The sequence below is a fragment of the Rhizobacter sp. Root404 genome, from assembly GCF_001425865.1.
Taxonomy (GTDB): Bacteria; Pseudomonadota; Gammaproteobacteria; order Burkholderiales; family Burkholderiaceae_C; genus LMDS01.
In genome coordinates this window covers 402,471-421,984 of record NZ_LMDS01000001.1, presented here as the reverse complement: position 1 = coordinate 421,984, position 19,514 = coordinate 402,471, and the positions used below count along the sequence as shown (strand labels likewise).

Sequence of the window (19,514 nt, the reverse complement as noted above, 5' to 3'; positions counted from 1 at the left end):
CGGCGGTGTTATTGGAAGTTAGCGCGTGCGAACGGCACGCAGCCGCGATTGTGGCTCAGACCATGCTCGTTCTCCCCAATAGGGGCACCGCAACCAGTGCACATCGCACGAGCCAGCGAACCTTGGCCGCAGGACGGCTGCGCCGTTGAACCAACGGCAGCAAGCTCGGTCACAATGGCTTCACCCGAGTTCGGATCATCGCCATGCAATCCAATCGAATCGCCGTTGTGCTCGCCGTCCTCATGTGCGGCGTCTCGGTCGCCGGTTTCACATCCCGGCCTTCCGCCAAGGCCTCCGACAAGGGCAAGAACCTGTCGCTGGAGACCATCGTCCCACGTGGCTTCGGAGACTGGACGCTCTTGCCCGACCAGGGCGCGCAGGTCGTGAACCCGCAAACCCAGGCACTCCTCGACTCGTTGTACAGCCAGATCCTGACGCGCAGCTACGTCAACAAGCAGGGTTACCGGATCATGCTGTCGCTCGCCTACGGCGACGACCAACGCGGCGGTTTACAGGCGCACCGGCCGGAAGTCTGCTATCCCGCGCAAGGTTTCAAGCTCGGCACCATTCAGGATGGGCAGCTGCCGACCGCGTTCGGGGCGATCGACGTTCGCCGCCTGACGACGAGCCTCGGCGCCCGCAACGAGCCCATCACCTATTGGCTGACGCTGGGCGATACCGTGATTCAGACGCCATTGCAGAAGCGGATGGCGCAGATTCGCCTGGGCCTGACCGGCCAGATTCCCGATGGCCTGCTCTTCCGCATTTCGTCGATAGACAACGACAACGAGCGCGGCTTCCAGATGCAGCAAAAGTTCGTCGCAGACATGATGTCCGCGGTGCCGGCCAAGGAGCGCCGGGAGCTCAGCGGCCTCGCGTCCGGCGCGTCGCCGAGCTGATCGACGTATCAGCTGGGGGCCGTTGCCGGCGGGCTCGGCGGCGGAGGTGCTGCCCGACCAGGCAGCACCTTGTCCAGCACCATGTCCAGGCAGAAGAAGAACACCAGCGCGACCAGCATCAGCACCATGCCGGCGGCACCGTGCAGGAAACCCTGACCGGCCTCGTCGCCCATGTAGTAGGTCACCAGCACGAGCACGATGACGCGCACGATGTTCGCCGCGAACGCGATCGGCAGGATCGACGCCAGCATGATGGCCATGTGCAGTTTGGTCTTGCGCCCCATGATGTACATGAACAGCGTGCCGAGCGCGGACAGGCTGAACATCGAGTGCAGGCCCGAGCAGGCGTCAGCCACTTGCAGCTGATAGGGTCCGATCGAGAGGATCACTCCGCTGCGTGCGATCGGGTACCCGGCGGTGTACAGCAGGCTTTCGACGATGTTCGCGATCAGGCTCTTCAACGAGCCGGTGATCGCATCGACGAGCATGCCCGGCAGCGGGATCATGAAGACGAAGTAGATCAGCGGAAACCACGCCACGCGCACGGCGGCCGTGCCGCGCAGCAGCAGCAGCGCACCCGCGACCACGAACGGTTGCGCGCCGAACTCCAGGATCGAGATGTCGAAGACGCGACCGGCGAAGCAGATCAGCAACCCGAGAATGAACACCGGCCAGCCCAGCCACGGCACGGGGCGAACGGGGGCGTTGTCGATCTCGTGGCGCAGGGTCCAGAACAACCACAGCAGCACCATCAGGATGATCACGCCGTGGCCGTGATCCTCGGTCTGCCAGATGCCGTGCGCGGCGCGCCAATAGAGCGGCGCGTACAGCGCCAGGAAGCCCGCGATCGCGAGCAGCCATTCGGCGGGCAGCTTCAGTCCCTCGGTCCGGCTGCCGTGGCCGGGCAGCACGGTGCTCACTCGGCCTTCCCCTTCGTCTTCGAGCGCGGAATGTCGTTGAGCACCGAGCCGACGACGCTGACGCCCGCGTTCATCAGGCCCTGAACCATGTCCGAGAATGACGCCACCTTGGTTTGCGCGCTGCGCGCCACGGCCAGGGCTGCGCCGGTACGCACGGCGATCATCGCGGCGTCTTCACCTTCGCTCAACGCCGGCGTGTCGATGATGATGACGTCGAAGGTCGACTTCGCCTGAATCATGAACTCGTCGAAGTTCAGGCGATTGATCAATTCCAGCGGATTGGGCGGCACCGGTCCGGCGGGGAGCACGCACAGCCCGGCCAGATCGGGAATGCGGACGATGGCCTCCTCGCGCGAGCGGCCGGACAGCACCGTCGAGAAGCCGATCTTGTTCTCGAGGAAGAAGATTTCGTGCTGGCGCGGATGGCGCAGGTCACCATCGACCAGCAGCGTGCGTTCGCCCAGTTGGGAAAACACGACCGCCAGGTTCGCCGCCAGATGGCTGCGGCCCTCGCCACGCTCCGCCCCCACGACCGTCAACACCTGCCGCTGGTCGGCCTTGTCGAACCAGCGCAGCATCAGCTGACTGCGAACGGCCCGGAGTTCTTCGACGCGCGAACTGAACGGCTCGTAGGCCGCCACCAGTTCCTCGCTGACCGGGCGCTTCTCGCCGGGCGCCTTGCGCAGATACGCATAGGCGAACTGCCGCGACAACGCGTACTGGATGTCGGCTTCGGTCAGCAGGCCCAGGCGCACGGCCGCGTCGCCGAAGCGCAGGTTGTGTTCCTTCTGGACCAGCAGCACGCGCTCGGCGTCCTCCGGCTTCAGCAGACCGCTGTCGATCAGGATGCCGCCGAGCGAACGGCTGACCCGCGGCGCGCCTGACAACATGGAGACGGTCATCTTCATGAATGGGCTCCAGGTGCCGACAGCAGTGGCCGACCGGGCGAGGGCATGCCCCCGACCTGCAACATGCGGCGGAAGACCGGGCGCTTCGAGCCCTCGGGACGCAGCACGCCGAGCACGGGCACGCCGGCCATGACAACCATGTCCTCGGGATCGCGCACTCGGCGATCAATGTATTCCCAGCCCAGCGCCGCCAGAATGCCCAGCGCCAGGCCGCCGAGCACCGAGCCGATGATGCCGACGATGACCTTCGGGCGCGACGGCTCGAGCGGCTCGACCGCCGGGCTCAGCAGACGCGTGTTGGCCTGGTTGTTCTGGCTCTCGAGCGTGAACTGGCCCACCCGCGAGCTCACCGCATCGTAGGCACGCTGCGCAGTGTCGACGTCGCGCTTGATGACGGCCTCGAGGTCGCGGTCCGCGCGCAGGGTCTGCAGTCGCTTCTTCTGCTCGTCGACCATCGCCTGCAGTTCCGCAACCTTCTGGTTCACGCTGCGAGTCTGCGTCGAGGTGCCGCCGGAGACGCGGCGCGACTCGGCGGCGATCTGTTGCCGCAACTCGCCGATCTGGGCTTCGAGCTGGATGCGGGTCGGGTGGTTCTTGCCCATGACGCCGCTGATCTCGGTCAAGCGCGTCTGCGCGGTGGCCAACTGACTCTTCAGCGCTTGAACCGCGGGGTTGAGCAGGATGTCCGGCGAGGTTTCCGCACCCGAATTCTGCGATCGGGTCGTCGCCTCGACACGCTCAGCCTGCGCGGCGCTCAATTGCGCGCTCAAGGCCTGATAGCGGGCGTTGTCCTGGTCGAACCGCTCGTCGGAAACAGCGATGCCCTTCTCCTGCTGGAACTGGGACAGGCGGGCCTGCGCTGCCTCGAGATTGCTGCGCAAGGTCTTGGTCTGTTCGTCGAGAAAGGTGGCCGACTGCCGCGCCGGTGCGACACGCAGTTCGACCGACACGTCCATGTACGCCTGCACGAACGCGTTCGCCGCCGCCTGCGCGAACAACGGGTCCTGGGCCGAGAACGCCACGTTGATGACGTTGCTGCCCTGAGACGGCTGGACCGAGAGCCCACGCTGCAGCAGGTTCGCGAAGTAGCGCTCGAGCGGGATCTTCGCGTTGGTCTGGTCACGCCATTGCGCGACCGCGCTCGGCGAGCGCTCGACACCGAGCATCTTGACGACACGCGAGGCGACCCGTTCACTGCGCAGGATGTCGACCTGGGTCGCCATGTAGCCGGGCGCAGCCAGGCTGGGCGCGAGCGCCCCCAGCACCGGATCGATCCGCATCTCGACGATCATGGCCGATTCGGCGGTGTACTGCTTGGGCAGCAGCAGTGTCGTGACCGTGCCCGCGATGCTGACCACGATCAGCAGCGCCAGCACCAGCCATTTGCGCGCCCAGACGACGCGAAGGAGTTGTTTGATCGACATGTTGGCCGGCCCCGTCAGAACAGGGACTCCTTGACGTAAATCACGTCGTCGCGACCGACCGGATCGTTCATTCCGATGTCCATGATCACCACATTGCCGTTGGCGTCGCGACGATGGACCTTGATGCCGCGCTGGGTGCCGCGCGCCGTCAGACCGCCGCTCTGCGCGAGCGCCTGCATCAGCGTCATTCCCCGCTCCAGCTTGAACATCCCCGGGCGCTGGACTTCACCGTAGATGTACGCGCTCGGTGCCCGGTCGGCATAGATGATGTCGCCGTTCTCCACCTGCAGATCGAGTTCGTTCTTGCCGGACTGCAAGATCGCCGGCAGGTCGATGTCGAGCTTGATGGGGCGACCATTGCGCGTTCCCACCAGCGTCACCACGTCGGCGCCGCCAGGGACCACACCGCCTGCGACCGCGATCATCTCCGAGACCTTCGCGCCCACCGTTTCGATCGGATAGCGCCCTGGCTTGGCCACCTGGCCCAGCACCGAAATCACGCTGCTGCGGATCTGCCCGACCTGGATCGTCACCTGCGGCCGCAACACGAAGCCGCCGTCGCGCAGCAGTTTGGCGATCTTCAGTTCGGCTGCCGAGACCGACAGCCCGCCGATCACGACGTTCCCGAGCAGCGGGAAATTGATCTGGTTCGCCTCGGAAATGCGCCCGCCATCGACCGTCAGGTCCGGCTGCTGGAACACCGTGATCTTGACGACGTCGCCGGCGCCGAGGATGGCCTCCGGCTTCGGCGCCGAGGCGGCAGTGGCGGATGGGCTGGTCTGCGCGAAAGCACTGGAACAGAGCGCGAAGGATACGAGCAGCAGGCGAAGGAAGTTGCGCATAGGTGAATCTCTTGCTTCAATGGAATCAATGGTCGGCGCGTTGCGAACAGGCGCTCACTTGAATCCCTTGATTCCCTTTTCCAGGGTACCGGTATTCGGCGACGAAGCCGGCCCGGTGTTGATGGGTTCGACTTCGATCTGCGGTGCTGCGCTCGGCATCGAACCGGACGGCAACGGGGGCGCAATCGAGGTGACCGGGGCCGCTTCCGATGCGGGCGCCGGCGGCGTGATTTCCCGCGCCCCGCCCTTCGCATACTCGCCGACGTATTCGATCTTCGAGGCGCCGCGCAGCGCCTTCAGGTCGTCCTCGACGACCTTGCGCTTGCGTTCGTTCCACAGGAACTGCTCGATCGCGGGCGTGGCTTGCGCCTCGTCCACCGGCTGGCTCCGCGAATTGACGAGCACCAGGACCTGCGCACCGGTCGGCGCACGGTTGAACATGGTCTGGCCGTCCTTCATCTGCGCGAACTTGTCCAGGTTGGCCAATGGCAACTGCTCGGCGGCACGGACGGCCTGATTGGCCGTGAACTTGAAGTCGTTCTCGCGCAGGTAGGTGGCAAACTCGGTCACGCCCTTGGAGGCCGCGAGCTTCGCCTGCAGTTCCGCCGCCTGTTCAGGCTTGGCCTGAATCATCAGCTCCTGCAGGTTGTAGACCCGACGTTCGCGGAACAGCGCCGGATGCGCATCGTAGTAGGCCTTGATCTCGGCCGCACTGGGCTTGGGTGCCCCGTTGGCGATCTTTTCGGCGTAGGAACGCGCGATGATCTCGCGGCGCGCGGCCTCGAGCTGCTGAACCACGCGCGGATCACGGTCGAGTTTCTGATCCTGAGCCTTCTGCAGCGCAAGTTCCTGATCGATCAGGCGCTCAAGCGCGACTTTGCTGGCAGATGCCGCCTGTTCCGGCTTGAGGCCACGCTGCTGCTGAAGCACGAAGTTGATCTGATGGACCGTGATCTCTTCCTTGTTGACCTTCGCGGCCGTCTGGGAAGCGGGCTTGTCCTTGTCCTTCTTGTCGCCGCAACCGGCCAGCGCCAGCGCAGCCACCGCAATCACCAATGCGGTGAGGGGCACGACCCGAGGACGGGCCAATTGCGCGGACGCGAAAAAACTTGATGTCATTCGAAAATTGCTCCCAAACCGTCAAATGGTGTGCCCGGCGACCTCGCGTTCGCGGTCCCGGCGAACGGGGAAACGTCGACAAAGCGCCCGCCGACGTCACCTGCACAAGCCACTTGGAGTGTACTTGTGAAGCATGACCGCCCAGCAACCCCCTATCCGGGCACCCAACGCCACATGCACACGAGAAAACGTGAACTAGTCGCGCTCTCGGCGCGGCCGATTCACCTCATAGCAAGGCTTGGTGGCGCGCCAGCCGCCAGCCTTCAACCTGTCCGTTCGACCGCGTCAGCATCCAGAGTTCCCTGAAAGGTACGGCCACCCCGCCCGCAGACTCCCGGATCAGGCCGGAAAACTCGACACTGAGCACCGCATCCGACCCCAGCGACTCATAGCCGAGAAGGTGCGCCTGGACCGTCACCACCTCGGTCGAGGCGTCGCAGGGATCGGCCACCGCGCAGGCCGGCCGTTCCATCCGCAACTCGTCCAGCATTTCCGACGTGGCCAGCGCACCCAAGGCGACCATGTCGCCACGATCCCAAGCGGACTGCAGATCGACGAACTGACGCCGCAGCAGTGCCGTGAGGCTGTCCACGTCCATTCCCGGCGGCAGCCGGACCGGGTCGGCCGGTGCGAACTGGCCGAGCCGCCGGACTCGCGGTGAACCAGCGACGGCGCGCACGGGGCTCCGAACGCGCCACCATGCGGCCAGTGCCGCTGCAGCGGCCAACGCGCCGGCGATCGACCACGCAGACGCCGGCAGGTGGGCCGGCCAGCTCTTCATCACCAGGAGAGCCGCCAGCGCGGCGAGCGCCCCGACGGACGTCACGACGCGACTCAACGCTGCCGCGCTCGCATCGCTGGCGCACAGCAGCAGCAGCGCACCGACGCACCAGGACGGCGACCGGCCGAACCGCAGCACGCTCAGCCGCGCTGTTTCAGCACTTGATGCCGACATGCAGCGCCACCACGCCAGCACTGAGGTTGTGCACGTCCACGTGCCCGAAGCCCGCATCCTTCATCATGGCCTTGAGTTCGGCTTGGCCAGGATGGACCCGGATCGACTCGGCCAGGTACCGGTAGCTCTGCGCATCGCCGGCGACCAACTGCCCGATCCGGGGCAGCACGTTGAACGAATACCAGTCGTAGGCCTTGGCAAGCGGCGGCGCGATCTTGGAAAACTCCAGCACGAGCAGCCGACCACCCGGCTTCAGCACACGATTCATCTCGGTCAGCGCGCGCTCCTTGTGCGTCATGTTGCGCAGGCCGAAGGCCACGCTGACCAGGTCGAAGCTTGCCGTGCCGAAGGGCAGGGCTTCGCCGTCGCAGATCAGCGTAGGCAGCACCAAACCTTCGTCCAGAAGGCGGTTGCGGCCCTGCCGCAGCATCGCCTCGTTGATGTCGGTATGGAAGACCGTGCCGGTCGGGCCGACCTTTTTCGCGAATGCCCGCGCCAAATCGCCGGTGCCGCCGGCGATGTCCAGCACGCGCTGGCCTTCTCGCAGATTGGCGATCGCAACGGTGTAGGCCTTCCATGCGCGGTGCAGCCCCATCGACATCAGGTCGTTCATCACGTCGTACTTCGACGCGACCGAGTCGAACACCCCGCGAACGCGACCGGCCTTCTGTGTCTCGTCGACCGTCTGGAAACCGAAATGCGTGTCGCTCATCGAAGTTCCATCAGTGACCGCCGCAGCCGGAAGACGCGGTCGCCGCGGTCTGCATCGGCGCATCGCGGCTCACACCGGCCGCAGCGAGCCGAGCTTCGTACTTGCGCCACAGTTCGTCCTGCTGCGAGCCGAGGAAGTGCAGGTAGTCCCAGGAAAAAATCCCGGTGTCGTGGCCATCCGTGAAGCTTGGCTGCACCGCGTAGTTGCCGATCGGTTCGAGGCCCAGCAGGCCGACGTCACGCTTGCCCGTCTGCAGCACCTCCTGGCCCGGCCCGTGACCCTGGACCTCCGCGGAAGGCGAATACACCCGCATCAACTCGAAGGGAATGCGATACATGGAACCGTCCTCGAAACTCACCTCCAGCGCGCGGGATTGCTGGTGCACGGTGATCGAGGTCGGTTGCAGTGTTTTCGCGGTGAGGCCAGCCATGCCTGAAGCGCCGGATGTGTCGGGATCGTAAGTGTAACGACGCCGTGACCCCTCGAAGCGCCAAGGGCTATGCCATCGCCTTGAACTGGACCGAATGTCGGGCTAGCGCACAGGAACCATATCCACGGCCCCGAGGTGCTTCAGCGCCGGCGCCAGCATGAACGGGCTGAACTTCGTTTGGCCAACGTAGTTGAGGTGAGTGCCGTCGGCGAACTCAGCGTCGGTCAGCGCGCGCGAACTGTCGTTCAGCGGGACGTGCAGACGATCGCAGATCGATCGCGCCGCGTCCGAAAACGCGGCTGCAAAGGGCTGCCGATCGTTGAAGGCTTTCATCGGCAAGACGACCGCCTGCACCTCGATGCCGCGTGATTGCAGGAGTCGGATGGTCTTCTCGAGAAATCCCGTCTGGTGTTGAATCGCACCGCGCCAGCCCGCATCGCCACCCATCAACACTCTCTGCAATTTCATGGCGTCTTCATCGGACTGAGGGCGCGATGGCACGCTACCTCGCCCCGCTCGGGCGCGAAGCTCCTCGAACAGATCGGTAGGCAGCTGATGCAGAAAGCCGCTTGCGCGCGCAGACTCCTCGACGAATCGGCGCTGCAGCGGGAACAGCGGCTTGGGCGAAATGCCGACACTGGGCTCATAGTCGAACAGGCCGTAGCGCGCGAACAGTTCGTCGACAAACTTGCTGTCACGGGTGCCAGGCAACTTGTCTCGCGTGTCGAGGTGCGAGACGCCGAGAATGACCAATGTCTTGCCGCTGCCCGCTCGTCCCAGTCCACGATGATCCATCAGGTACTGCACCCACATGTACTGCTCGCGGAGGTTGGCGGATTCGATCGCGAAGTTGTGAACCCGTTGTCGCGCATCCGCCGGCAGGTCCCAGGTCTTGACAGCGTGCTGCAGGGTCGATGATCCGATGTAGACCACGCCGGCACGCGCCAAGTCCGCGCGCGGCATATCTCGCAGGAGCAGGTACTCGCCCGAATCCCTCGAGAGCGGGTGGTACGCATACAACCCGTTCGTCCGCTGCCATTGCTCCAATTGCAGTCGGGCCGACGCTGACTCCAGTGCGGCACTGTTCGACAGTGCGCAGAGGCCCGCAAAAGTGGTTGCGATCACCAGAAGAAACAGAATCGACAGGCGCAACTGCTGCCAGCGCGGTGCAGCGAGGCTCGGCGCCCGGGGCGTCTGCAAGGCAGGGGCGTCGACACTCATTTCAAAAGCCCTGATACAGGTTCAGCTGTCCTTGGCCGACGTAGACCATGCCGACCACGGCCACCATGGCCAGAAGTAACGTGAACACGAGCAAAGCGCCACGTGACCGAACCTTGATCGGCCAGCGTTTCAGCCAGTCCGGCTTGTTTGAATCGCTCATCGCCCCCCTCCCAAGAAGATGCCCTGTGCCACGCCCTTCAGCACGAGCACCTTGTCATGCAGATCAGGTGTGAAGAAGATGAAGGCGAAGCAGACGAAATGCAGCGTGACGACGATGGCCGCCCACCTGATCCACTCAACCTGAAGGTACTTCTTCAGCCCCTTGCGCCCTGAGCGGCGAATGATCGACGCCTCCCAGATTTTCGTCACCGACACGCCGAACCCGTGCAACAGTCCGAACACGACGAAGTTCATCGTGCTGCCGTGCCAGATGCCGGCCAGCAGGAACGCCACGAAGTAGCAGCCGTACGCTGCTGGTTGCGCCAGCGTCGCGCGTCGCTCGACGATGAACTTGTACATCGGCGTGAAAAGATAGTCGCGGATCCAGAAACTCAGCGTCATGTGCTGCCGGGTCCAGAAGTCGATCATATTTCGTGAGACATAGGGGCGATCGAAGTTCTCGGGCAGGCGCATTCCGAGCAACGCGGCTGCACCGATCACGATGTCGCAATACCCCGAGAAATTGAAATAGACGAACGCCGGATACGCATAAAACATCGCGAGGAACTGGCGCGCCAGGTATAAGCGCGAGGTTCCCCCCTGCGCGCCGTCGCCAAGCACGCGAAGCAGTGCTACGTACGAGGCTTCGTAGATGGCTGTGCATGCCGTTGCGAAGATCACTACCTTGATCACGCCCAAGAAGATGCGCTGGTAAACCAAAAGCCGCTCTCGAGCATCCAAATCCATGGGCGCGGAGCGATCCCACTCGCGCGCGAAATCCTGGTAGCGCTGGATGGGACCAGCCAGCAACGTGGTGAAATTGGTCTGGTAGTTCAAATAGGTCCAAAGCGTCGGCGCCTCGATTTGTCCTTGCGCTGAGTCCACCACGAAGTGGATCTGCCGAAAGAGCATGTAGCTGAGCCCGACGATCGAGATGGGGTGATTCAGCCAACCGCTCGGCAGCACGAGTTCCAACGCCGTGTACTTCTTGAGAAAGACGAATGTGCCTGTCAGCAACGCCACATAGAGGCCGATTCCGATCGCGCTCGGCACCCGCCGCAACCACACCGCCACGACGTAGCCGGACAAGAGGAAGGCGGACAACACGAGGAGCGTCCACGCGCTGGGCGGCTGATCGCCGATATAACTTGCCCACAGAAAGATGCCGGCGTTGGTCGACGCGAAGATCAACTGCCGGGCTGTGCGACCCGGAACGCAAAAGTAGATCGCACCAAGCAGAAGGACCAGAGTGATGAACGCGATACTCGAAACACTCATGCCTTGGCCGCGAGCTTTCGATCGACCAACGCACAGAACGTGCCCAGGTTCTGCCCCGGCTCCTTGATCGCATTGCTCTCGGCAGCCGCGAATCGGACGCCGAACTTGCGCTCGACTGCGATGATCACGTTGATGTGCATCATGGAATCCCACCCATCGATGTCAGCCGAAGTCGTCGCCGGTTCGATCGTCAACTCGTCGTCGTCGAAGACATTCCGAAGGACGTCCTGCACCTGCTTCATCGTTTCACTCATCGCGCAGTACCTCGATATGCGTGGTTAACGGTTGCCACGCGGAGAGTTCGAGCTCCCAAAGCGTCGACCCCTCTGCGCTGTTGCCGTTTGGCCGAAAGCCCAGTTCTTCATAATGCCGCGCCACCATGCTGTTCTTTGCCGACGGGATGTATTCGCCCTCCAGGCGTCGCAAACCACGTTGACGCGCTTGCTCGGCCAGATGGTTCAGCATTTGACGTTCAACGCCGCGCTTGAGGACGCGACAACTCATCAGCCACGTGTCGATGCGAAGCGCATCCGTTTCGGCGCGGGCCATTGCGACGCTGATCAAACCGTTGTCGCCAAAGCGGTCCGCGAGTGTGGCGCTGACCGTGACCCATTCGGGGTCACCGGACCTGGCCAACACCTCGGCCACAGAATAACGGCGCGTCGTGAGGTTGAACTGGTTGGATTTGTTGATCAGTTGCGTGCAGCGGTCGACCGTGTGCTCGTCGATCGACGCTAGGCGCGAGGTCATCCGCAGCGACGCCAGGTACCCGCCGATGTCGCCAGGCGTGGCCTGAAGCAACATCTCCCGCTCGGCATTGGCGCGGTAGAAGTCGGTGCGCTTGAAATCTTCAGCCTCGAGGAAGAGCGTCTGGAAGTATCGATGTCCCTCTAGCGCATACACGTAACCGGCAGGATCGACCGGCATCTCGGGCACACTGACTTCCGGGACGAGCTGGCGAACGATCGCCCGCTCCGCCGGGTTGTCGTCGACGAACACCAGCGAATCGAGCCCGATGTTCAGTCGCTGGGCAATGACGCGCAGATTGCTGGCCTTGTCATTCCAGTTCGCGACGAAGCACGAGATGTCTTCTAGCCCGAGCACCATTTCGGAGTGGCGTTCGAAGGGCTCTTTCGCGTTGTGCTCGTCGTTCTTGCTGCACACCGCGAGAATGACGCCGCGTTGGCGCAAGGACAGCGCGTACTGTTGAAAGGAAGAAAACGCCTCCCCCTCCGGATTTCCTTGTCCAAGTTGTATTCCGCCGAGCCCATCGTCACCGATCACGCCGCCCCAAAGCGTGTTGTCCAGATCGAGGACCAGACACTTCTTCGCCAGGCCAGCCGACGAAACAACAAGGGACGCGACACTGTGGGCGTAGTCCACCTGCGCCTCCGGAGCGCACGGGAACTTGGCCACTTGGTAGTGGCGCGGATCAGCCCAATGAAGGCGGCCGAATCGCGACGCTAGGTGGTCGACATCATGGATCGTCACGAACGACGGCGCGCGATCGGCCAAGGCCAGATTGACCCGAGTCACGAAGCCCGCGAAGCTGGCGGGGTGACGGATCTCGTGGTTGTCGAGCGCCCGCACCGGCGGCAACTCGAAGTTGTTCTGGATGACCTGGCATGCCCACCGTTGATGCGCGACAGACCAGAGGGCATCCCACTCTGCGTACTCTCTCTCCACGGCCTGCTCCACCGCATCGCGGTCCGAATGCAATGTCGGAACATGCATGAGGTCCCGAGAGTTGGTCGCGAGAAAAACGAACTGCGGCGCGAATTCCGAAAGCTCCGATCCCGGGTCGAGGATCTCCTGACGAAAAGTGCCATAGGGCACCTGATGAATTCGAAACGGCACCCCCGCGGCAAAGCCGAAGAGTTCGATCATGGGCACCAGTTGGTCGACGGTGAAGCTGCTGAGCACCGCCACGCGCTTCGGGGCGGCGCCGGCATGACCCGCCAACGTCAACCGTTTGAGCAGACGCGCCAGCGCCTGAGCGGTCGTGAAGTCGAGACGGGGATCCGCTGCCTTTCGCAGAGTCTCCGTGGCTGCCCGCCAATCTTCCTTCTTGATGGCCTCCCGAATCCCCGTCACGAGGGATGTGGCATGCGCGTCTCGATCGGCGGGTGAGGTAGCGGTGATGAACGATTCAAGCAATGCGGGCAACGACAGGGTCATGATCAGGCCTTCTGACCGCCCAGCCTTCGCACCCGCCGCATCACACCACGCGAGTAGCGCAGCACCGCGGGCGGCACCCACTGCGCCAGATACTGATCGCGGCGCAGCGCAGCGGCCTCGCGACGGATCTGCGCGTCATCGCCGGGGCGCGCCGCGTACATCGTCGACAGATTGGGCACCTCCTCGTAGATCGCCTTCGACGCCGTGTAGTAGTAAAGCGCGACAGACCGGCGAAGCACCCCGTCGGGCGTCGTGAGCGGATCGGGATGACCGTGGTACGAATCGGCGTCGGTATTGAAGATCACGCAGCGATTAAAGATCGGCGCCACGCTTTTGACCTTGGCTTTCATGTCGCGGCTCCACAGTTCAAGTGAACCGTTGTACTCGTCGCACCAGTTCTCGTTCAGGTAGATGATCACGTTCATCCGCCGGCTGAGGTGCAGGCGATTGTTGATCCGGAAATCGGCGTGGATGCCCAGCTTGCCGCCGCGACCGATCTCATGAAAGCCGCCGCCGACGAAGTACGGGTCGGGAAGCAGGCCCTCCATCGACGAGAGCCCCTCGAGAAACTCCAGAAAGGGCTGCGAATTGAAGAAGTCGAACGCTCGGCGGCAGTAGTCATCGCAATCGGCCGGCAGGATCTGACGCTTGTGATGACCCGCATAGCCTGCGTCGAACACCACGTCTGATGCCAACTTGTCCTGTGGGAAGTGCTCGAGCAACCCATACAGAAGCTCCGGCGGCAGGAAGTTCTCGAGCACGATGTGAGGGAACGGCTCAGCGAAACAGTAGTCGCTCGACAGCGACTCGCCGATCTGGCGCGCCCGGGCCGGGTCGAGCTTGAGTCCGTCCGCAACGTCGATAGGCAATACTGGAGTCACACGCGTTCCTAACCTGCTGAATTCATTGAGCATTTGAGTATATCGACGCAGGGTGGGAGATCGCGGCGACATCCGGCGAATCCCGTGCAGTGGTGCGCACCCGCCCGATCCCCGACCACGCAGCCCCTTAAACCAGCACCCGCTCGATCCCCCCGTCGTTCGCGCGCTCCACGTAATCCGGCATCCAGTCCGCACCGAGAATCTGGTTCGCCATCTCGACCACGATGTAGTCGGCCTCGAGCAGGCCGTTGGTCAGGTCGCCGGTGTAGCGCGACAGGCCCTGGAGGCAACTCGGGCAGGACGTGAGGATCTTGACCGGCCCCTTCTCGGCAACGGCGCCGGTCGCGCGCAGCGCGGCTTCGTCCTTGCGCAATTCCTCTTCCTTGCGGAATCGGACCTGGGTGGAAATGTCGGGGCGCGTCACGCCGAGCGTGCCGCTTTCGCCGCAGCAGCGCTTGCTCTCGCGCACGTTGGGCCCGACCAGCGCCTTGACCGTCTTCATCGGCTCCTGCAGCTTCATCGGCGTGTGGCACGGGTCGTGGTACAGGTAGCCGCCACCGGAGGCCGCCCCGAGCGTGATGCCTTTCTCGAGCAGGTACTCGTGGATGTCGATGATCCGGCAGCCCGGGAAGATCTTGTCGAACTGGTAGCCCTGCAGCTGGTCGTAGCAGGTGCCGCAGCTGACCACCACGGTCTTGATGTCGAGGTAGTTCAGCGTGTTCGCGACGCGGTGGAACAGTACGCGGTTGTCGGTGATGATCTTCTCGGCCTTGTCGAACTGGCCCGAGCCGCGCTGCGGGTAGCCGCAGCAAAGGTACCCGGGCGGCAGCACCGTCTGCACGCCGGCGTGCCAGAGCATCGCCTGTGTCGCCAGACCCACCTGCGAGAACAAGCGCTCCGAGCCGCAGCCCGGGAAGTAGAAGACGGCCTCGGTCTCGCTGGTCGTCGTCTTCGGGTCGCGGATGATCGGGACGTAGTCCTTGTCCTCGATGTCCAGTAGCGCTCGTGCGGTCTTCTTCGGCAGGCCGCCCGGCATCTTCTTGTTGATGAAGTGGATGACCTGTTCCTTGATCGGCGCGGTGCCGACCGTGGACGGTGGCGCGGCCGTCTGCTTGTTCGCCAGGCCGCGCAGCAGGTTGTTCGCGATGCGCTGGGCCTTGAAGCCGATGCCGACCATGCCGACGCGCAGCATCTTGATCGTCTCGGGATTGGTCGCGTTCAGGAACATCATCGCCATCTTGTTGCCGGGGCGGAAGCTCTTCTTGCCCATCTTGGTCAACAGGTTGCGCATGTTCATCGACACGTCGCCGAAGTCGATGTTCACCGGGCACGGGCTCAGGCACTTGTGGCAGACGGTGCAGTGGTCCGCGACGTCCTCGAACTCCTCCCAGTGCTTGATGCTGACGCCGCGGCGCGTCTGCTCTTCGTACAAGAACGCCTCGACCAGCAGCGAGGTCGCGAGGATCTTGTTGCGCGGGCTGTAGAGCAGGTTCGCGCGCGGCACGTGCGTGGCGCACACCGGCTTGCACTTGCCGCAGCGCAGGCAGTCCTTCACCGAATTGGCGATCTCGCCGATGTCGCTGCGCTGCATGATCAGCGACTCGTGGCCCATCAGGCCGAAGCTCGGCGTGTAAGCATTGGTCAGGTCGGCCTTCAAACCTTCGCCGCGCAGCAGCTTGCCCTTGTTGAAGCGGCCTTCCGGGTCGACGCGCAACTTGTACGCGGTGAACTCCGCCATCTCCGCTTCGGTGAGGAACTCGAGCTTCGTGATGCCGATGCCGTGCTCGCCCGAGATCACGCCGTCGAGACTGCGCGCGAGCTTCATGATGCGCGCGACCGCCTCGTGCGCGGTCTGCAGCATCTCGTAGTTGTCCGAGTTCACCGGGATGTTGGTGTGCACGTTGCCATCGCCAGCGTGCATGTGCAGCGCGACCCAGACCCGGCCCTTCAGCACCTGACCGTGGATCTTCTGGCACTCGTCGACGATGGGCTTCAGCGCCGCGCCGGCGAAGATGCTCTGCAGCGGCGCGCGGATCTGCGTCTTCCACGACGCGCGCAGCGAATGATCCTGCAGTTCCTCGAAATACGTGCGTGTCGCGTTCGGCTCCTTCACGTCGAGGTGCGTCAGCCAGTGCTGCCATTCGGCACCGACCTCGCGGATCAGGGAGAGCGCCTGCTGCACCCGGTCTTCGAGCAGTTCAGCCGACGCGATCTCGCCGGCGTCGTCGCTCTTGCCCAGCGGCAGGTCGCCCTTCTCGAAGAACGCCTCGAGCGCCTCGACCAGCGCGAGCTTGTTGCGCAGGCTGAGCTCGATGTTGATGCGCTCGATGCCCTCGGTGTACTCGCCCATCCGCGGCAGCGGGATCACCACGTCCTCGTTCACCTTGAACGCGTTCGTGTGCTTGCTGATCGCGGCGGTGCGCTTGCGGTCGAGCCAGAACTTCTTGCGCGCCTCGGGGCTGATCGCGACGAAGCCCTCGCCGGCGCGCCCGTTGGCCAGGCGCACGACCTCGCTCGTGGCGCGGGCGACCACGTCGGCGTCGTCGCCGGCGATGTCACCGAACAGCACCATCTTCGGCAGACCGCCGCGCTTGCTCTTGGTCGCGTAGCCGACCGCCTTCAGGTAGCGGTCGTCGAGGTGTTCCAGGCCGGCCAAAATCGCGCCGCCCCGCTTGGCCTCGGCGAACATGAAGTCCTTGATGTCGACGATCGACGGCACCGCGTCCTTGGCGTTGCCGAAGAACTCGAGGCACACCGTGCGGGTGTGCGCCGGCATCTTGTGCACGACCCAGCGTGCGCTGGTGATCAGGCCGTCGCAGCCTTCCTTCTGGATGCCCGGCAGGCCGGCGAGGAACTTGTCGGTCACGTCCTTGCCGAGGCCTTCCTTGCGGAAGACGCGACCCGGGATCTCGAGCTGCTCGGTGCGCTCCAGCGTCTTGCCCGAGGCATCGAAGTAGCGCAACTCGAAGCTGGCCACGTCGACATCATGGATCTTGCCCATGTTGTGGTTCAGCCGCGTGATCTCGAGCCACTTGGCCTCGGGCGTGACCATGCGCCACGACGCCAGGTTGTCGAGCGCGGTGCCCCACAGCACGGCCTTCTTGCCGCCCGCGTTCATCGCCACGTTGCCGCCGATGCACGAGGCCTCGGCCGACGTGGGGTCGACCGCGAACACGAAGCCGCCGCGCTCGGCCGCATCGGCGACGCGTTGCGTGACGACGCCGGCCTCGGTCCAGATGGTCGCGACCTCGCGGTCCATGCCGGGCAGCGTCCGCATCTCGACCTCGGTCATCGCCTCCAGCTTCTCGGTGTTGATCACCGCGCTGTTCCACGTCAGCGGGATCGCGCCACCGGTGTAGCCGGTACCGCCGCCGCGCGGGATGATCGTCAGCCCGAGTTCGACGCAGCCCTTCACGAGGCCGGCCATCTCGGCCTCGGTGTCCGGCGTCAGCACGACAAAGGGGTATTCGACCCGCCAGTCGGTCGCATCGGTCACGTGCGACACGCGGCTCAGACCGTCGAACTTGATGTTGTCCTTGGCGGTGACACGGCCCAGCACCTTCGCCGCCCGCCGACGCAGGTCCGCCACGGCTTCGAACTGCTCGGCAAACGCGGTGACCGAGGCACTCGCCAGCTGCAGCAATTCGCCGACCGCCGCGTCGCGCTGCGGATCGGCCGCCGGTGTGCGGCGCTTCTCGACCTCGCCCAGCCGGTGATGCAGCGCATCGATCAGCAGACCACGGCGACGCGGGTTGTCGAGCAGGTCGTCCTGCAGGTACGGGTTGCGCTGCACGACCCAGATGTCGCCGAGCACCTCGTACAGCATGCGTGCCGACCGACCGGTGTTGCGCTCGTCGCGCAGGCGGCTCAGCACCTCCCAGGCACGCGCGCCGAGCAGCCGGATCACGATCTCGCGGTCGGAGAACGAGGTGTAGTTGTACGGAATCTCGCGCAGGCGCGGCGCATGCTTCGCGGCGTGCGCCGCGGCGGTGATCTGGCTCAGCGGAGTGGGTGCGTTCATGGGGACCGGGCGCCTGTTTGCACCCGCGTTGGCACTTGAGGGCCGATGTTACCGCAGGCCATGTGGCACCGCAGCAATGCGGATTCGCACCACCGCAGCACGCCGCTGCGGATGGACCTGAGGTTCATCCCAATTGCGACACCCGGGCTTCACAGCGATAAACGCGCCTGTCATCAAGCGGACGCACACTCGGGGTTGGCCACGAGCCCATCCCCAAACCTTCACGGAGCTGTCATGAAATTCAAATCTCTCGCATTCGCCTGCGGCGCGTTCGCGCTGGCCCTGTCGGGCCCGGCCCAGGCCCAGGTCGAGGTCCAGTGGTGGCACTCGATGACCGGCGGCCTGAACGAATGGGTCAACGACCTGGCCAAGGAGTTCAACGCCAGCCAGAAGGACTACAAGGTCGTGCCCACCTTCAAGGGCAACTACGACGAGGCGATGACGGCCGCGATGGCCGCCTTCCGCGCCGGCAACGCGCCGCACATCCTGCAGGTGTTCGAGGTCGGTACCGCGACGATGATGGCGTCCAAGGGCGCGATCAAGCCGGTCGGCGAGGTGATGAAGCAGAGCGGCGTCGCATTCGACCCGAAGGCATACGTGCCCGCCGTGGCCGCCTATTACACGGCCCCGAACGGGGAGATGCTCTCGTTCCCGTTCAACAGCTCGACGACGATCTTCTATTACAACAAGGATGCGTTCAAGGCCGCCGGCCTCGATCCGAACAAGGCGCCCACCACCTGGCCCGAGGTGGTCGCTGCGGCAGCCAAGCTGAAGGCGGCCGGCAGCAAGTGCCCCTACACGAGCAGCTGGGTCAGCTGGGTCCACCTCGAAAGCTTCTCGCTGTGGCACAACACGCTGTTCGCGACGCAGAACAACGGCTTCGGCGGCCCGAACGCACGGCTGGCGTTCAATTCGCCGCTGCACCTGCGGCACTTCGAGAATCTGGCCAACATGGCCAAGCAGGGGCTGTTCGTCTACAAGGGTCGCGCCAGTACCGCCGTCCCCTCGTTCGTGTCCGGCGAGTGCGCCATGATGACCGGTTCGGCCGGGTCATATGCCGACGTGGCGAAGGGCGCAAAGTTTGCCTATGCCTTGTCGACGCTGCCGTACTATCCCGACGTGCCGGGCGCACCGCAGAACACGGCCATCGGTGGCGCCAGCCTGTGGGTCATGTCGGGCAAGAAGCCGGCTGAATACAAGGGCGTGGCCGAGTTCTTCAAGTACCTGTCGAACCCCGATGTGCAGTCGGCCAGCCACAAGCGCACCGGCTACCTGCCGATCACGATGGCCGCGTACCAGCTGACCGAGAAGTCGGGCTTTTACAAGGAGAAGCCGGGTACCGACGTGGCCGTGACGCAGATGATCCGCAAGACGACCGACAAATCACGCGGCATCCGCCTCGGCAACTTCGTGCAGATCCGAACCATCATCGACGAAGAGACCGAAGCGATCTGGTCCGGCAAGAAGGAGCCGAAACAGGCCCTCGACGACGCGGTCAAGCGCGGCAACGAGCAGCTCGAGCGGTTCGAGAAGGCGACCAAGTCCGCTGCCGCCCAGTGACCTGACG

The 19,514-nt window shown here is 64.2% G+C and carries 17 protein-coding genes; 2 read left to right on the top strand and 15 right to left on the bottom strand.

What is annotated here, in order from left to right:
* Nucleotides 1-203 precede the first annotated feature (203 nt).
* Nucleotides 204-899, top strand: coding sequence for an exosortase-associated protein EpsI, B-type (gene epsI / locus ASC76_RS02085; protein WP_082548638.1), 696 nt, complete (start codon nucleotides 204-206; stop codon nucleotides 897-899).
* Between the two features lie 8 nt (nucleotides 900-907).
* Here the strand turns inward: epsI and xrtB are convergent, their stop codons facing one another.
* The 15 genes from xrtB to ASC76_RS02015 form a co-directional block, all read right to left on the bottom strand.
* Nucleotides 908-1,819, bottom strand: a complete 912-nt coding sequence (gene xrtB / locus ASC76_RS02080; RefSeq protein WP_056461664.1) for an exosortase B — start codon at nucleotides 1,817-1,819, stop codon at nucleotides 908-910.
* Nucleotides 1,816-2,727, bottom strand: a complete 912-nt coding sequence (gene epsG / locus ASC76_RS02075) for a chain length determinant protein tyrosine kinase EpsG (protein ID WP_056461660.1) — start codon at nucleotides 2,725-2,727, stop codon at nucleotides 1,816-1,818. Before epsG ends, xrtB begins: the two co-directional genes overlap by 4 nt.
* Entirely contained in the window at nucleotides 2,724-4,151 is a 1,428-nt protein-coding gene (gene epsF, locus ASC76_RS02070) for a chain length determinant protein EpsF (protein ID WP_056461657.1), read from the bottom strand. Before epsF ends, epsG begins: the two co-directional genes overlap by 4 nt.
* 14 nt (nucleotides 4,152-4,165) lie before the next feature.
* Nucleotides 4,166-4,993, bottom strand: a complete 828-nt coding sequence (gene epsE, locus ASC76_RS02065; protein ID WP_056461654.1) for a polysaccharide export protein EpsE — start codon at nucleotides 4,991-4,993, stop codon at nucleotides 4,166-4,168.
* A 54-nt stretch (nucleotides 4,994-5,047) separates the two neighbouring features.
* Nucleotides 5,048-6,064, bottom strand: a complete 1,017-nt coding sequence (locus ASC76_RS02060) for an EpsD family peptidyl-prolyl cis-trans isomerase (protein WP_235580310.1) — start codon at nucleotides 6,062-6,064, stop codon at nucleotides 5,048-5,050.
* A gap of 274 nt (nucleotides 6,065-6,338) precedes the next feature.
* On the bottom strand, nucleotides 6,339-7,067 hold the full coding sequence (locus ASC76_RS02055) for a Tim44-like domain-containing protein (RefSeq protein ID WP_162247049.1): 729 nt from the start codon (nucleotides 7,065-7,067) through the stop codon (nucleotides 6,339-6,341).
* Entirely contained in the window at nucleotides 7,048-7,779 is a 732-nt protein-coding gene (ubiE, locus tag ASC76_RS02050; protein WP_056461647.1) for a bifunctional demethylmenaquinone methyltransferase/2-methoxy-6-polyprenyl-1,4-benzoquinol methylase UbiE, read from the bottom strand. Before ubiE ends, ASC76_RS02055 begins: the two co-directional genes overlap by 20 nt.
* Nucleotides 7,780-7,789: 10 nt before the next feature.
* Complete coding sequence (locus ASC76_RS02045; RefSeq protein WP_056461643.1) at nucleotides 7,790-8,209, bottom strand: gamma-butyrobetaine hydroxylase-like domain-containing protein; 420 nt, start codon at nucleotides 8,207-8,209, stop codon at nucleotides 7,790-7,792.
* Nucleotides 8,210-8,311: 102 nt separating this feature from the next.
* Nucleotides 8,312-9,430 (bottom strand): hypothetical protein, encoded by a 1,119-nt coding sequence (locus ASC76_RS02040; RefSeq protein ID WP_056461640.1) that lies wholly within the window; start codon nucleotides 9,428-9,430, stop codon nucleotides 8,312-8,314.
* A gap of 1 nt (nucleotide 9,431) precedes the next feature.
* Nucleotides 9,432-9,590 (bottom strand): hypothetical protein, encoded by a 159-nt coding sequence (locus ASC76_RS25010; protein WP_157615209.1) that lies wholly within the window; start codon nucleotides 9,588-9,590, stop codon nucleotides 9,432-9,434.
* Nucleotides 9,587-10,867 (bottom strand): MBOAT family O-acyltransferase, encoded by a 1,281-nt coding sequence (locus tag ASC76_RS02035; RefSeq protein ID WP_056461637.1) that lies wholly within the window; start codon nucleotides 10,865-10,867, stop codon nucleotides 9,587-9,589. The genes ASC76_RS25010 and ASC76_RS02035 overlap by 4 nt, the downstream gene beginning before the upstream one ends.
* Entirely contained in the window at nucleotides 10,864-11,109 is a 246-nt protein-coding gene (locus ASC76_RS02030) for an acyl carrier protein (RefSeq protein ID WP_056461635.1), read from the bottom strand. The genes ASC76_RS02035 and ASC76_RS02030 overlap by 4 nt, the downstream gene beginning before the upstream one ends.
* Before the next feature lie 4 nt (nucleotides 11,110-11,113).
* Nucleotides 11,114-13,045 carry an HAD family hydrolase gene (locus ASC76_RS02025; RefSeq protein ID WP_082548631.1) on the bottom strand — a complete coding sequence of 644 codons (1,932 nt, stop codon included), beginning with the start codon at nucleotides 13,043-13,045 and terminating at the stop codon, nucleotides 11,114-11,116.
* A 2-nt stretch (nucleotides 13,046-13,047) separates the two neighbouring features.
* The gene (locus ASC76_RS02020) at nucleotides 13,048-13,959 is read right to left on the bottom strand and encodes a 2OG-Fe(II) oxygenase (RefSeq protein WP_056461628.1); all 912 of its coding nucleotides are present in this window, start codon (nucleotides 13,957-13,959) and stop codon (nucleotides 13,048-13,050) included.
* A gap of 94 nt (nucleotides 13,960-14,053) precedes the next feature.
* Nucleotides 14,054-17,947: a DUF3683 domain-containing protein gene (locus tag ASC76_RS02015; protein ID WP_056461624.1), complete on the bottom strand. Its 3,894-nt coding sequence runs from the start codon at nucleotides 17,945-17,947 to the stop codon at nucleotides 14,054-14,056.
* Between the two features lie 234 nt (nucleotides 17,948-18,181).
* Between ASC76_RS02015 and ugpB the strand changes: the two genes are divergently transcribed.
* Complete coding sequence (gene ugpB / locus ASC76_RS02010) at nucleotides 18,182-19,507, top strand: sn-glycerol-3-phosphate ABC transporter substrate-binding protein UgpB (RefSeq protein WP_056461621.1); 1,326 nt, start codon at nucleotides 18,182-18,184, stop codon at nucleotides 19,505-19,507.
* Nucleotides 19,508-19,514 lie beyond the last annotated feature (7 nt).

Coding starts and splice junctions, on each gene's coding strand:
- ugpB (WP_056461621.1), top strand. CDS start 18,182: ATGAAATTCAAATCTCTCGCATTCGCCTGCGGCGCGTTCGCGCTGGCC.
- ASC76_RS02025 (WP_082548631.1), bottom strand. CDS start 13,045: ATGACCCTGTCGTTGCCCGCATTGCTTGAATCGTTCATCACCGCTACC.
- epsG (WP_056461660.1), bottom strand. CDS start 2,727: ATGAAGATGACCGTCTCCATGTTGTCAGGCGCGCCGCGGGTCAGCCGT.
- epsE (WP_056461654.1), bottom strand. CDS start 4,993: ATGCGCAACTTCCTTCGCCTGCTGCTCGTATCCTTCGCGCTCTGTTCC.
- ASC76_RS02045 (WP_056461643.1), bottom strand. CDS start 8,209: ATGGCTGGCCTCACCGCGAAAACACTGCAACCGACCTCGATCACCGTG.
- ubiE (WP_056461647.1), bottom strand. CDS start 7,779: ATGAGCGACACGCATTTCGGTTTCCAGACGGTCGACGAGACACAGAAG.
- ASC76_RS02015 (WP_056461624.1), bottom strand. CDS start 17,947: ATGAACGCACCCACTCCGCTGAGCCAGATCACCGCCGCGGCGCACGCC.
- ASC76_RS02020 (WP_056461628.1), bottom strand. CDS start 13,959: ATGCTCAATGAATTCAGCAGGTTAGGAACGCGTGTGACTCCAGTATTG.
- ASC76_RS02030 (WP_056461635.1), bottom strand. CDS start 11,109: ATGAAGCAGGTGCAGGACGTCCTTCGGAATGTCTTCGACGACGACGAG.
- ASC76_RS02055 (WP_162247049.1), bottom strand. CDS start 7,067: ATGTCGGCATCAAGTGCTGAAACAGCGCGGCTGAGCGTGCTGCGGTTC.
- epsF (WP_056461657.1), bottom strand. CDS start 4,151: ATGTCGATCAAACAACTCCTTCGCGTCGTCTGGGCGCGCAAATGGCTG.
- epsI (WP_082548638.1), top strand. CDS start 204: ATGCAATCCAATCGAATCGCCGTTGTGCTCGCCGTCCTCATGTGCGGC.
- ASC76_RS02035 (WP_056461637.1), bottom strand. CDS start 10,867: ATGAGTGTTTCGAGTATCGCGTTCATCACTCTGGTCCTTCTGCTTGGT.
- ASC76_RS02040 (WP_056461640.1), bottom strand. CDS start 9,430: ATGAGTGTCGACGCCCCTGCCTTGCAGACGCCCCGGGCGCCGAGCCTC.
- ASC76_RS25010 (WP_157615209.1), bottom strand. CDS start 9,590: ATGAGCGATTCAAACAAGCCGGACTGGCTGAAACGCTGGCCGATCAAG.